We start from the raw sequence: 14,031 nt of genomic DNA, 5'->3' as shown, positions 1-14,031 counted from the left end.
TCGGTCCTACAGTCCTACACCGTGGTTTCGCCCCAGCGCTGGCGGGCCAGCTCCAGGGTCCGGGCGTTCTCGGGGACCTGCCGCAGGAAGCGCTCGCGGGCCTCTGGCTCGGGAATGTCGTGGGCGCGAGCACGCACACAGAGCAAAGCCTCGCGCAGGGCGGCGTTCCCCTCCCCGGTGGCCCCCTCCGCGAAGCAGGCTCGCGCCCATGCCAGGCGGATGGCCACCGCGTAGATGCCCATACTCCGAGTCGCCTCCAACTCCCGCACACCGAGCGCCGCCACCTCTCGGGCCTCCGCCGTCTTCCCCTGGGCGAGCAGGATGTTGCCGAGGCACCCGCGCGCGTAGACCACGTCCGCCTGGAAGGGGGCCAACAACTCACAGGCCTTGCGTGCATGCGCCTCGGCCTCCCGCCACCCGCCTCGCTCCCCCATCACCTTCGCCAGCACGGAGTGCGCGATGCCCCGCCTGTAGAAGTAGGATTCCTCGAGGTCCACCCAGTCACGTACCAGGTCATACGCCTCCTGCTGGTGCGCCGGCTCGGGGCTGTTGGCCAGCACCTGTGCCAGGTAGTGCTGGGCCGCTCCCACCGCGAGGTGTGCCTCCAAACGCCGGCCCGCGGTCAGCACCTCCCGCATCCGCTCCACGGCCCGGGGCACCTCTCCCAGCGCGGCCAGCGCCAACCCCTGGAAGGTCTGCACGATGAGCGCGTCCCGCTCCACGCCGAGCTCACGGAAATACCGCGTCCCCTGCTCGGCCTGCGTCAAGGCATGCCATGGCCTGGGCTCGAAGAGGTGATGGAAGAAGCCGTCGATGTACCGCGTCCACCCACGTGATGGCCCGCTCGCGACCATGGGCCCCATCTGCCCGAGCCAGTCCTCCAACTCCCAACGCGAGCCGGAGAACACGAAGGACAGGCCCATGCAGCTGACGGCCCAATGGTAGGCGCCCACGGCCTCGGGCGCCGGGGTGGTGGCGCGCAACAACTGCTTCAGCCGGGTGAGCTGCTCCTGGCGCATGCCGCTGTAGATGCCCCCGAGGATCTGTCCACCCATCAGCCAGCACCACAGCCGGCTGCCCACCTCCAGCTCCTCCAGGACGGCACCGCCGAGCGCCAGGCACTTCGGCATGTCATCCATCCAGAAGGCCACCACGGCCTGGAGCGCGCGCAGCCGGACGAACTTCGCGCCGTCCCCCCCGCAAGCCAGCGCCGCCTCCACGCACCGCATCGTCCCCGGCATGTCGTAATGCTCGAAGAGCTGCTCCGCGGCCCGGGTGTAGAAATGGACGGCGCGCTCCGGCTGCTCGCCGAGCTGGTGGTGCGTGGCGAGCACCAGGGGATCCGGCTCGCCCATCTGCGCCAACCAGGCACCGGCCAGCCGGTGGCCCACCGGACGATGGCTGTCGGGCACCAGGCTGTAGGCCGCGTCCCGCACCAGTGCGTGGCGGAAGCGGTACTCGGCCTCGGTGGAGAAACGGCTGTCCGGCTGCCGCTCGACGACCTCCTGCTCCACGAGCAACCCCAGGAGCTGCTCCAGGGCCTCGTTCGCGAACTGCCGGCCCAACAGCTCCGCCACGCCTCCCGTCCAGAAGGTCCGGCCGAAGACGCTGGCCACCAGCAACACCTGGCGCGCCCCCGGCTCCATCCGCTGCAGACGCGCCTGGAGCACCGCCAGCACCGTCTCCGGAGCGCCCTCCCCTCGTCCCTCGGACACGCCGCGGATGAGCTCCTCCAGGAAGAGCGCGTTGCCATCGGCCATCTCCACGGCCCGCTGGACGACGGCGTCCGGCACCTGGGAGCCCAGGACCTCCCGCACCAGCCGCGCCCCCGCCTTGCGGCTCAGCCCGTGCAGCGGCAGTTCCTGCAACCGCCGGGACCACAGGCCCGGGAAGAGCGTCTTCACCTCGGGCCGCGCCAGCGCCAGCACCATGAAGGGGTGCTCGTCCAACTCCCGCAGGGCCTCGTCCACCAGCGCCACGGCGAGCGCGTCGCTCCAGTGCAGATCCTCCAGCACCAGCAACACCGGCTGGTGGGCACACTCCGCCTTCAGGAAGGCCACCAGCGCCCGGCCCATCTGCGCGCTCATCAACCGCGGCTCGCTCCGGGCCGCGTTCAGCCGCGCATTGCCCTCCGCGGGGAATGGGAGGGCGCACAGCTCGCCCAGGAACTCCACGGTCTCGCGGGCGCCTGCTTCCGGCAGGTGCCGGGCAACGCGTTGAGACAGCCGCTCCCGGTGCTCCTCCTGGCGGCCCCCTTCCCCGATGCCACACCACCGCCGCAGCGCCTGGCCCAACAGTCCATACGAAGCACCCGTGCGCATGGGGTCTCCCCGCCCCAACAGCACCAGCGGTGGCTGCTCCTTGCGCTCCATGCGGCGCAGGAACTCATGGCGCAGCCGCGACTTGCCCACTCCAGCCGGTGCCGTCACCAGCAGGGCCCTCGCGACCGGCTCCTCCACACATGAGGAGAAGCTGAGCTCGAGCAGGGCCAGCTCCTGCTCGCGGCCCACACACGGCGTGGGCCTGCCCAGCAGCGGACGGGACTCGTCCGCGCTGAGCTGCTCGCCCTGCAACAGGAAGGAGCTCGAATCGAGGCGGGAAAGCTGGAAGCTCGCGCCGAGCAGCCCCGCCGTCACCTCGTCCATCACCACCTGCGCGGAGGACGGCATGAGGCTCACCTGGCGCAACAGCCGCCCCGCCCGGTCCATGACCTCGCCCACCGGCAGCCGCTCGTTGACGACCCCCAGGCCCGTGGTCAGCACCACGGCGGCCTCGGGCCAGCGCTCCTTGAAGGTGAGGGCACAGCGCGCCGCCAGCGCCGCCTGGTCCGTGGCGGTGCCGCGCTCGGGCATCAGCGTGCCCACCAGCGAGCCATCCGCCAGCAATTCCACCTGGGCACCATGGGGAGAGACCTCCGCGCGCAGGGCGTCGCGCAGGGCGAGCCCCTCATCCCAATCCGCCGTCTCCTCCTCCAGGACCCTGGCGCGCGGGGACACCAGCAGCACGCTGACGAGCTTCTGCTCGGCCCCCGCCATGGTGAGGGGTCGCGAGTCCGTCCCGGCCTGGGGCAGCAACAGCTCGGGCACCGACTCCAGCGCGGAGAGCGACTCCAACAGCGCATCCGCATCCGGCAGCCGCCGCTTGGGCTCCTTGGCCAGCATGCGGTCCACCAGCACCTGCAGGCCCATGGGCAGGCCGGGGCGTGCCTTCTGCAGGGCGAGCGGCTCGGCGAAGAGAATCTTGGCCAGCACGGCGGCGAAGTGCGGCGCCGCGAAGGGCGGCGTGCCCGTGAGGCACTCGTAGAGCACGCACCCCAGCGAGAAGATGTCCGCGGCGGGTGGAATCTCCGACTTGCTGGAGGCCTGCTCCGGCGCCATGTACCCCGGGGTGCCCACCACCGTGCCCGTGCCCGTCACCTCCATCAGCGTCGGCGCCGCATGGCGCGCCAGCCCGAAGTCCAGCACCACCACGTCCTCGGGCCGGCCCCCGCGCAGGAAGAGGTTGGAGGGCTTGAGGTCCCGGTGAACGATGCCCTGCCGGTGGGCGGCGGCCAATCCCTCGGCGGCCCGGCGCAGCAGTGCCATCACCTCGGAGAGCGTCAACGGCTCGCGCAAGAGGCGGCGCGTCAGGTCCTCCCCCTCGAGCCACTCCATGGCCAGGTAGGGCTGGCCATTGTCGAGGGTGCCATGCGCCACGTACGAGACGATGGCCGGGTGGCGCAGCCCCTCGAGCAGCACGGCCTCTCGGTTGAAGCGCATGACCGCCTGCTGGGACGCGACGGCATGCAGCAGCTTGAGGGCCACGCGCCGGCCGGTGGACGAGTCGAGCGCCCGGTAGACGGTGCCCATCCCTCCGCGTCCGGCCTCGTCCTCGAGCGTGAAACGGCCGGCGACCACCTTCCCCTTCAGAGCGATTCCAGGGAAGGGGGCCGGTGCGCTCGGAGCGGTCTTGTCGTGTTCCATGAGGTCCGCCCGTCCCCCGCCCTAACGCGCGCCACTCCCGCCCGGGCCCGCGGAATCCGCCTGGGCCCCGCGCATCCAGTCCGAGCACAGGTAGGCATAGACGCCCAGACCCACCGTCAGGGCGAAGGACACCTTGAAGAGCACCGACAGCTTCGGCGGGTGGATCTGCGAGATGGTGCCCTCGATGAAGCCCGCGAGCACGAAGAGCACGAGCGTGCCGAAGAGGAGTTTCACCGCGCGCACGGCCTCCTGGCGCAGGGCCATGCCCCGGGGAAGACCGCGCGGCGCCACCTGCCCCCGGGCGATGACGAAGCCCGCCGCCCCCGCGATGCAGATGGCGGTGATCTCCGGAATGCCGTGCGGGAGGATCCACGCCCAGAACCAGCCGGCCATCCCCTTGGCCGTGTACACCTGCGCGAGCGCCCCCAGCATCAGCCCGTTGAAGAAGAGCATCAACGCCGTGCCCACCCCCACGGTGATGCCGAGAGCGAAGGCGAGGAACGCCACCTCGATGTTGTGCGTGAAGAGGAAGGTGGTGAAGGCGGCCTGCTGCTGCACGGACATGCCGTCGCCCGAGGCCTCGTCGGCGGCGCGCTCGACGGGGTCCAGGTTCAGGTGCTCCGCGGGAACGAGGTAGGTGGCCGCGTCCGGATCCGCGAGCATGCCGAGGTAGCCGAAGCCCAGGCCCGCCAGGAAGAGGAGCACCGAGGCCAGGTACATGCGCCACTCCTGGCGCAGCAACGCGGGGAAGCCGCGGGCGACGAAGGCCCAGACGTCCGAGAGCCTCGGCCGCTGGCCTGGATAGGTGAGGGCGTAGGCGCGGCCCACCAGATCATTGAGGTACTCACTCACGTCGGCCGAGCCGCCGCGGGCGCGCACCCACAGCAGATCGCTGGAGACGGCGCGGTAGAGCTTGCCCAGCGAGCGGGCCTCCTCCAGTTGCAGGGCGCGCAGGCTGTGCTCCTCGGCCTTGTCGAGCAGGGCCTCCAATTGCTGCCAGCGCGGCCGCCTCGCCTCGATGAACTCGGGCATCTCCATGCGAGGAGACTCTAAGCCTCCGCACGAACGACTCCGAATGGACTTCAAGTGTAGATATCTACACCTGGATATGTATTCAAAAGACCCACACCAAGTGTAGATATCTACACCTGGAACGGGCCAGCACCCGTTTGGCGCCCACATCGTGAAACACACGCCACAGGCCTCCAGGCGCCAGCAGTGGGCCCTGGAGGACAACCCGGTGGTTTGACGGGCGTACCATTGTTCCCGTGTAATTCCGGAGCGACGACTTGCATCCCGCGTCGCCTCCGGAGGTGAAGCCGTGTCCACCCGTCTTGCTGGCGCTCGCTCCCAAGGCGCGCACCTGGGCGCCTGGGCCCTCATCGTCCTGTTCCAGCTCGCGTGTGCCACGGGCACGCCCCACGGCAGTCTCCTCGCGGGCTACCGCGCCCCTCCGCTCACGCCCCCGCCGGCTGACCAAGAGCGGACGGCGGCCACGGCGGAGCCGGGCCTGGAATCGGCAACGGTGTACGAGGTGGACTTCCTGGAGCCCGGTGCCGTCGCCACCCGGCCGGTGCGCATCCCCCCGGCCGAGTTCCAGCGCGCCTTCCATCGGCTCGCCCGGGAGGTGCGGCTGGGGGCGAAGACGCCCCGGCAGGCGGCGCACGCGTTGCTCGCCACTGGGGGAGCGCCCGCCGAGGCGGAGTGGGTGGAAGCCTCGGGTGACTGGAGGCTGGAGGCATACGCGGGCCAGGGCCTCACCTGGATACCCGAGCACCAGACGGGCCCCGTCTTCCTCACTCCCGAGGCCGAAGCGGCCCTGAGGGACTACTACCTGGCATGGTGTGCGCCCGAGGGGGGAGGTGATTGCCGGGCCCTGCTGGACGACGGGCCGTACCTGAGCGCCGAGGACCGGCGCGTCCTGGCCTTGTCCATTGCGTTCGGCCACGTGCTGGAGGAGACGAAGGGAGCGCTGGGCCGCGAGTTGCTGGACACCCGGGCGCTCGTCTCCATGGTCGTCTGGACGGTGGCCCTCTACTGCGCCATGTGGCTGGTGCCCGAGCCCACCACCAAGGCCCTGGCCGCGGGAATGACCCTGCTGCTCATCGGCTACCTGGGCCTGGGCACGATGTACGGGCTGATGGATGGCTGGGCGCGCATGGCGGACGCGGCGCACCACGCCACCACCTTCGAGGAACTGCGCGCGGCTGGTGCGCAGTTCGGCAAGGTGCTGGGCGAGGACTCGGCCAGGGCGATGATTCTGGCGGTGGCCAGTTTGAGCGGACACACGCTGGGCCAGGTGATGGCGCGGGTGAAGTCACTGCCGGGCTTCCACTTCGCGGGGGCACGGTTCAACGCGCAAGGCGGGGCGGCCGTCATGGGCCGGCTGGAAGGCACGGAGGCGGCAATCGCCTCGGAGGGAGCGCTGGCCCGGGCGGTGGCGGCGGCGGAGAGGGTGGCGACCTCACCGCAGGGCCCCATGGCCGTGGTGATGCTCAAGAAGGGGCCGGGGCATGGCGTGGAAACGGCCCCGGGAGGCCGCTCCGCCGCCACCGTCATCCGGCACCGGGGCGGCAACCGGCAGGTACAACTGAGTGACGGCCCGCGCTGGCACATTCCCAGAGGCAAGTCGGTGGCGGACATCCCTGTCGAGGACAGGGTGGGCGACATGCTCCAGGAAGCCGTCACCCGGGCCGCCAGGGAGTGGGGGCCCCACAGGCTCTCGCGCAACGAGCGAGATGCCATCGACGACGCCCTGAAGAAGGGCGAGTACTGGCTGGCGCGGTTGCTGGAGCGCGAGGCCCGGGGACGCTACGTGCAAAGAAAGGTGAAAGAGCAGTTCGAGCACCTCTACGACTTCAGCCTCAACAAAGGCGTCGATGTGGCCGTCCCGGGAGGCTATCAGTACGAGATTCTCTCCGGCACGGAGTCGAACCTGGCGCGGCATGGCAGACGCATGGCGGGCCAGTTCTTCCGGATGCTCACCTTCTGAAAGTGGCGGCCATGGATTCGCTCGGTAACGTCGTCTTCAAGGAGCGGGAAATCGAAAACGAGCGGCTGGAGCTGACAGACAAGGAGGCCAACTACATCCTCGGCCCCAACCTGACGCTGAAGAACTGTACCCTCGTGCTGAAGGTGTCCGCTCGGCGTCTGAGCCTCAAGCAGCCTCGATTCATCGACTGCACGTTCGAGGTAAAGCAGGAGTTGAACAATTTTCAGAGCTGGGTGGCTGCGTCCCTGAAGGGCTGCCGCTTCAAGGGGCGACTGTCGGGATGCGACTTCGGGCTCTGGCCTGAATACATGAGCCTGCCGTGGTATCAGCACGGGTCCATCGAGGACTGTGACTTCAGCGAAGCCCGCCTGGATGGCTGCCGCATCATGGGTTGTGACCCCTCCACCATCCGCTTTCCCAGGTGGCCCTGCTTCACCATCCTGGACCCCATCGGACGAGCCCGCGAGCTCAACAGCGTCGAGTGGCCGGGAGGTTATCGCCCGGTCATCGTAGAGGGGCCGTACAGGGATCCTCCCTGCACAAGGGCCGTGACGTTATACGCCTCGGCTCTCGCCAGGCGACGCGAGACCACCGAGGAAGCATTCAGAGAGGTCGTTGAGCAGTTCGACTGCATCATCTACTGATACAGCGCAAGCTACTGAAGCAGACGCGCGCCCAGGCCGGACCAGCCCAGCGTCAACTGTCCACTCCATCCGCCCCAGACGCGCGCGCCATCCGGACCGAAACCCCGGCGCACCGAGGTACCCAGCTCGAAGCCTCCGAGCTTCAAGCGGGCCCCCACTCCGGCCGCGAGGCCCAGGGGACCGGGCACCCGGGGCGTGGCGCCCACCAGCGCATCGAGCCCGGCCCCGAGCGACAACATGGGCAGGGGAAGGAACCAGACCTGCCAGGCACTGTCCCAGGTGGCCTCGGCCCCGCCCGGCCGGAGGGCATAGGCCTGGCTGGTGGAGAAGGCCCAGCGCTCCCGGCGCAACCCCGCGAGCACGGCCGGACGCAGCCGCAGTCCCCGAGCCTCCTCGTCGAAGCGGGAGCTCGCGAAAGAGCCATCGAAGGCCAGCAGCAGCCGGAAGTCCGGATGGTCCGTCAGCCGCACCCGCGCCGACAGCGAGGCGGACAGCGCCGTCCCGGGCACCTCGCCCGTCGCACCGCCCCTCATCAGCACGCCAGGGCGCATGGCCAGCGCCGTGCCCAGGGCCACCCGCTCGGACACGCGGCCCTCCACGGCGAGCGTGGTGCGTCCGCGGGCCATGTCCAGGCCCTCCGATTCCAGTCCAGGCTGCGTGCGCACCTCGAAGAGCCACGCCTGCGGCAGGAAGGCCGTGGGCAAGGGGGCGGCCTCCACCAGGCCTCCCGAGGGAGCACCCAGCAACGGCATCAGCGCCACCTCCGCTCCGGCGTCCCGCACGGGAGGCGCGGGCTCCGCGGCCACGGACACGGGCACGGGCGCCTGCTCCATGGGCGCCAGCGCGTTGACCTGCTGGACGGGCGTGTCGCCCCAGAGGGCCTCCACCGAGGCCACGCGCTCCCCGTGACGCATTCCCGGCAGCGCGCGCGTCAGCAGCGAGCCATCCGCCTGACGCTGGAGCGGCTCCTCCACCTGGGTGCCATGCAACCCGCGCAGCTTCAGCGCGGCGAAGGGGCCCTCCAGCGGCTTGCCCCGCTCGTCGAGCACCAGGACCTTCACCCGGAACGCGCCAGCCACGGGCTCCACGTCCACGTCCACGCGAGGCGGCACCACCGTGAGCGTCAGCTTCTCCGGGCGGGCGTCGGGAACGCCGCGCGGCAGCAGTTCCAGCGTGTGCGTGCCCACGCTCTCCACCCGTATCGGGTGCGTCGTGGGGGCCCCGTCGAGACGGAAGTCCAGCGCCTCGGCGCCCTCCACCGTGAAGTCCAGCCGCTGCGCGCCCCGGATGCCCTGGGGCCCCACGGTGCCCCGCTCCGTCTTCACGCGCATCACCTCCACCTGCCGCACGGCGGACGCCCTGCCCACCAGGCCCGCCGCGTCCACGGCACGCACCCTCGCGAAGTACCGGCCGGGCAGCAGCGCCCGGGCCACGGACCTCAGCGACTCCTGCCCCGCCTGCACCGTCTCCCCGTGCACCCGGTCGTTGAAACGCTCATCGCGCGCGAGCTCCACCCGGTAGGACGCCGCCTCCTTCACGGGCGCCCACGCCAGCTCCTCGTCCACCCCCTTGTCGTCCAGCAGCAACCGCACCGAGCGCACCCCACCCGCCCACGCCGGCGCCTCGGGCAGCAGGCGAGGCTTCTCGGGCATCTTCCCCTTCTCCACCCGCGTGCCATGGTCCTTGGGCACCTGGACGTTCTGCCCCTGTGCGCTCACCTCGGCCTGCCCGTCGTAGACGGAGACGCGGCTCATCTGCTGGCCATCCACGCCCACCAGGAGGTCCTTCGAGCGCGCGGCCACGGTGGCCGCCGGCATCCGCACCCCCACGGGCTCGCCGCGCAGCTCCGCCAGCGAGACACTCAGCTCGCCCTTCAGCAACTCCACCGCGCCGGACTTCTTCACCTTGTCCGTGGCCTGGGTGGACTGGCCGTAGATGACGACGAGCGCGTTCTCGTTCATCTGCAGCCGCGTCAGATCCCGGAAGGTGACCTCGGCGCCGGCCTCGCGCAGCGTGTTGACGGAGTCGAGCCGCCACAGTCCCTGGCCGGTGTTCGCCTGGAACCAATCCACCTTGCCCGCGCGCTTGGAGTTGACCTCGGGCCGGATGAAGGTGAGGCGCGCGTCGGGGTCTCCCTTGATGCGCAGCACCGTGCCCGGCACGAGCTGATGCGGGGGGGCCCCATCTTGTTGAGCGCGTGCAGCTTCGCGGAGCCGGTGGTCGCGTCGCCGAACACCTTGCGCGCCACGCTGCCGCACGTGTCCCCGGGCTGAACCACGTACACGTCGTCATCGACGGGCTTCTGGGCCTCGGCCCACGAGACGGCCGGCAGGCACAGCACCAGGACGAGCGCCGTGGCGAATCCTCTAACGCTTGAGCTTCTGGGCACGCGACACCTTCCGGGTCAGATCGATCGGATCGAGCGGCAGGGGGACGAAGTCGAACAGTCCTCCCTCGAGCGCGCCCGTCACCAGGTCCCAGTCATCCGCGGGACCACACAACAGGACAGGAGGAGAACCCGGGCGCGCCGCCAGGATCCTCGCCCAGGCGAGCGACTCGTGCCCGTCCGCGACGACGAGCAGCGCGCCGAACCGCGCCCAGGGCTCGGTCTCCGAGGCCACCCACGCCTGGAAGCCACACGCCGTGAGCGACATCACCAGCGTGTCGCCAGCGGGCGCCTGGTGCCTGGGCACCAGCACGGCCACGGGCGCCCCACCGGGCACGGGCTTCGGCACGGGCACCTCGTGCCGCACCTGCCCGAGCCCCCGCTCCGTCTTCTTCCCCTCGCCCCGCTTCTTCGGCGGGGGTGGCCCCAGGGGCCCGGCGAGCACGGCCAGCAACTCCTGGCGCAGGGTGGCCGCGTCTGGCGGGCGCGCGCCGGGCAGCTTCTCCATGGCCCCGCGCACCAGGGATTCCAGACGCTCGGGCACGGAGAGGTCCGGCCGCACCTCGTGGAACGGGGGCACCGGCTTGTAGAGGTGCGCGACGACGATCTCCGCCGAGGGCATCACCGGAAAGGGAGGGAACCCGGTGAGCAGCTCGTAGAGCACGCACCCCAGGGAGTACAGATCGCTGCGCCCGTCCGTCGGCTGCCCGCGCATCTGCTCCGGGGACATGAAGCCCGGCGTGCCCACGGACATGCCCTCCTGGGTGAGGCGCGCGTGCAGCTCGCCCCCGAGCGCGGCCAGGCCGAAGTCGAGCACCTTCACGCGCTCGCCTCCTGGAGAGGGCTCCAGGAAGAGGTTGGCGGGCTTGAGGTCGCGGTGGACGATGCCCTGCGCGTGCGCGGCCTCCAGCACCTCCAACACCTGCACGGCGATGTCCACCGCGCGCGGCACTGGCAGCGCGCCCTCGCGCATGATGAGCGAGTCCACCGTCTCGCCGGACACCAGTTCCATGGCGAGGAAGAGGAAACCCGAGCCGAGCCCGTAGTCGTACACCTCGACCGAGCCCGGGTGGCGCAGCCGGGCGAGGACCTGGGCCTCGCGCTGGAAACGCTCGGTGAAGCCGGGGGCGCTGGCGATGTGCGGGTGCATCACCTTGAGGGCCACGTGGCGGCCCAGACCGAGCTGCTCCGCCTCGTAGACCGCGCCCATGCCGCCCTTGCCGAGCGAGCGCAGGACGCGGAAGCGCTCGGCGACGAGGGTGCCCGGCTCGAGCATCAGAGCGGCACCTCGAAGATGCGGGTGGCCGCGGTACGGCCGTGCAGCTGGCGCTCTCCGGCGGGCACCAGCTCCACACCACTGTCACCGATGCGCTCGCGCGTGGACTCGCTGACGAGGATCTGTCCCGGCTGGGCCATGGACTCGATGCGCGCGGCCACGTTCACGGTGTCACCGATGACGGTGTACTCCATGCGCTTCTCGCTGCCGACGTTGCCCGCCACCGCGGGGCCGGTGTGGATGCCGATGGCCAGTTGGATTTCGATGCCCCAGCGTGCGCGCCAGCGGCGGTTGCCCACGTCGAGCCAGCGCCGCAGATCCTCGGCCGCCTGCACCGCGCGCAGGGCGTCGTCCGGGTGGGACTGGGGCGAACCCCACACCGCCATGACACAGTCGCCGATGAACTTGTCGATGATGCCCCCGCGCCGCTGGATGATTTCGGTGGCGAAGGTGAACAGCTCGTTGAGCAGCGCGACGATGGTTTCCGGCGGCTGGGACTCGGACAGTCTGGTGAAGCCCACCACGTCGGCGAAGAGGATGGTGACCTCGCGGCGTTCACCGCCGAGCCGCAGTTGGTCCGGATTGGACACGACCAGGTCCACCACATCGGGAGACAGGTAGCGGCTGAGGGCCGCACGCACCTGCGTCTGGGCGACGACCTCACGCTCCTTCGCATCCAGAGTGAGGGCCATGCTGTCGAAGGCGCGGCCCAGGGCGCCCAGTTCATCGCCGCGCCGGGTGACGCGCTCACCCACGCCGCGGAACGTGCGCTCGGCGAGGGCCCGCGTCGCGGCCATGAGGTCGCGAATGGGCCAGGTGAGCAGCCGGGCCCCGAGCAGGCCGGCCACCAGCGCCACCAGCGCGGCCAGGGCGAGCACTTCGAGGATGGACCTGCGCATCCCCGACAGCGATGCGTACACCACGGACTGGGGCTGCTGCACAGCCACCGCCCAGCCCCGCTCGGAGATCACCTCCAGCGAGCCGAGCATCTCCACGCCGTCCAACTGGAAGTCCGAGATGGCGGCCATGTTGGTGTTGAAGGAGGAGTCGCCGCTGAGCGCCGAGAAAAGGCCGTGCCGGGAAAGCTCCTCGCGAGCGGCAACCCGGGCGAGGTCCGCATGGAGCACGATCCGTCGCTCGCGATCCACGACGAAGACATTCTCGCGCGAGCCAAGGAACTGCTCGCCGAAATTGCCTATCACCTTGCACATCTCACGGAGCTTCACCTGAGTGCCAAGCACGGCGCGCACGGTGCCGTCGTGGACGATGGGGAAGAAGACATCGAGCACCGGCTCCCCCGGTGCGTTCGCATGCACTCCCTGGACGACGAGTTGGCCGTTGGCGGCACGAAGGGCTTCGATGAGCGCGGGCTCCAACCGGGAGGGCACCCGAGGATCCGGCACTTCCTCGGCCTTCACGGTGGTGACGCTCTGGCCACTCGGGGCGTAGAGCGTGACGAAGTCGATGTCGCGCAGCGCCGCCACCCGGGAGCCGGCGAGGGCGTAGCGCGTGGCATCATCGCCCAGCCCGGGCCCGAAGAGGATGTTGGAGACGTCCTCAAGATCCTGCTCGACGCGAGCCAACTCGCTCCGGACAGTCCGCTGCACGGCCCAGACGATGGAGCGGTGCTGGTGGCGGACGGTCTCCGTGAGGGCGACCACGTTGGCGTCCATCATATCCAAGCCCAGCCACATCAGCGGAGGCAGCGTACAAAGCAGGATGAGGAGGAACAGGCGCGCGAAGAGCGGGAGTCCTCGCGGGACGGCCGGGGTGCCCTTCTCGCCAGCGGGAGGCACGGGCGGCTCCGTGCCGCGCTCCGCGCTGCGAGTCTCCACTACGGGGACAGGATTCGCTGCCATCGCGTATCTGAGGGGGCTCGGCTTTCCGAGAGAAGTCGGGGGAGGAAGTCCCGGCTTATCACCCTCTGGAGGCAGGGGGCGAGTCCCGAACCACCACGGACCCCCGCCCGGCCCCTCTCCGGGGGGACGCTCCTGGAGCGAGCAGCCGGGCACGTCCATCTGGACGCGCTACACTCCCCGTCCCCTTCCTGCTGAGAGGAGATCCCGTCATGCGCATCGAGAAGCTCGCCTCCGCCCGCTGGTTCGCGACGATCCTGCTCCCGCTGCTGGCGGCCTGTGGCCCCACCGATCCTGGCGGAGCCCTGCGCGCGCTGGGCGAGTTCCAGAACGGCCTCATCACCTTCTACGACGCGACGGGCGCGGGCAATTGCAGCTTCGATCCCAGCCCGGGGAACCTGGACGTGGCGGCGATGAACATCGGCCAGTACGAGAACAGCGCGGTGTGCGGCTCCTGCGTGGAGATCGAGGGCCCCAAGGGCAACCTGCGCGTGCGCATCGTGGATTCGTGCCCCGACTGCCCGACCAAGGGACACCTGGACCTCAGCCGCTCGGCCTTCGAGAAGATCGCAGACCCTGTCGCGGGCCGGGTGGACGTGCGCTGGCGCATGGTGACGTGCGACGTGCAGGGCCCCGTCCGCTATCACATCAAGGACGGCAGCTCGCAGTGGTGGACCGCCATCCAGGTGCGCAACCACCGCATGCCCGTGACAAAGCTCGAGTACTGGAAGAACGGCGCCTGGGTGAACGTCAAGCGCGAGGACTACAACTACTTCGTCGAGCCCGCCGGCATGGGCAGCGGCTCCATCAAGGTGCGGATAACGGCCTCGGACGGGCAGACGCTGGAGGACACGCTGCCCGGTGCGAACTCCAACGCGACCTACGACGGCGCGGCCCAGTTCAAGGCGGGCTGAA

The 14,031-nt window shown here is 70.3% G+C and carries 8 protein-coding genes; 3 read left to right on the top strand and 5 right to left on the bottom strand.

The features are described from left to right. Positions 1 to 14: 14 nt before the first annotated feature. Entirely contained in the window at positions 15 to 3,962 is a 3,948-nt protein-coding gene (locus Q664_RS14660) for a serine/threonine-protein kinase (RefSeq protein ID WP_052518107.1), read from the bottom strand. Between the two features lie 21 nt (positions 3,963 to 3,983). Further along, positions 3,984 to 5,000 (bottom strand): stage II sporulation protein M, encoded by a 1,017-nt coding sequence (locus Q664_RS14655; protein ID WP_043394868.1) that lies wholly within the window; start codon positions 4,998 to 5,000, stop codon positions 3,984 to 3,986. A gap of 283 nt (positions 5,001 to 5,283) precedes the next feature. Here Q664_RS14655 and sitA5 point away from each other — a divergent pair, with 283 nt between their 5' ends. Both sitA5 and Q664_RS14645 read left to right on the top strand, forming a co-directional pair. Continuing rightward, the gene (gene sitA5, locus Q664_RS52105; RefSeq protein ID WP_052518106.1) at positions 5,284 to 6,954 is read left to right on the top strand and encodes a SitA5 family polymorphic toxin; all 1,671 of its coding nucleotides are present in this window, start codon (positions 5,284 to 5,286) and stop codon (positions 6,952 to 6,954) included. An 11-nt stretch (positions 6,955 to 6,965) separates the two neighbouring features. Further along, positions 6,966 to 7,598: a pentapeptide repeat-containing protein gene (locus Q664_RS14645; protein ID WP_043394866.1), complete on the top strand. Its 633-nt coding sequence runs from the start codon at positions 6,966 to 6,968 to the stop codon at positions 7,596 to 7,598. An 11-nt stretch (positions 7,599 to 7,609) separates the two neighbouring features. Here Q664_RS14645 and Q664_RS14640 read toward each other — a convergent pair whose 3' ends face one another. The 3 genes from Q664_RS14640 to Q664_RS52100 form a co-directional block, all read right to left on the bottom strand. Beyond that, positions 7,610 to 9,760, bottom strand: a complete 2,151-nt coding sequence (locus tag Q664_RS14640) for a FecR family protein (protein ID WP_043394864.1) — start codon at positions 9,758 to 9,760, stop codon at positions 7,610 to 7,612. Between the two features lie 204 nt (positions 9,761 to 9,964). Further along, positions 9,965 to 11,260 (bottom strand): serine/threonine-protein kinase, encoded by a 1,296-nt coding sequence (locus Q664_RS14635; protein WP_052518105.1) that lies wholly within the window; start codon positions 11,258 to 11,260, stop codon positions 9,965 to 9,967. Further along, complete coding sequence (locus Q664_RS52100; RefSeq protein WP_160174409.1) at positions 11,260 to 13,119, bottom strand: adenylate/guanylate cyclase domain-containing protein; 1,860 nt, start codon at positions 13,117 to 13,119, stop codon at positions 11,260 to 11,262. The genes Q664_RS14635 and Q664_RS52100 overlap by 1 nt, the downstream gene beginning before the upstream one ends. A gap of 209 nt (positions 13,120 to 13,328) precedes the next feature. Here Q664_RS52100 and Q664_RS14625 point away from each other — a divergent pair, with 209 nt between their 5' ends. Beyond that, positions 13,329 to 14,030 carry an expansin EXLX1 family cellulose-binding protein gene (locus Q664_RS14625; protein WP_043394862.1) on the top strand — a complete coding sequence of 234 codons (702 nt, stop codon included), beginning with the start codon at positions 13,329 to 13,331 and terminating at the stop codon, positions 14,028 to 14,030. Position 14,031 lies beyond the last annotated feature (1 nt).

The organism is Archangium violaceum Cb vi76 (assembly GCF_000733295.1).
In the GTDB taxonomy this organism is placed as follows: Bacteria; Myxococcota; Myxococcia; order Myxococcales; family Myxococcaceae; genus Archangium; species Archangium violaceum.
Note: the sequence above shows the minus strand (reverse complement) of the source record. Positions and strands in the feature narration are given on the sequence as shown.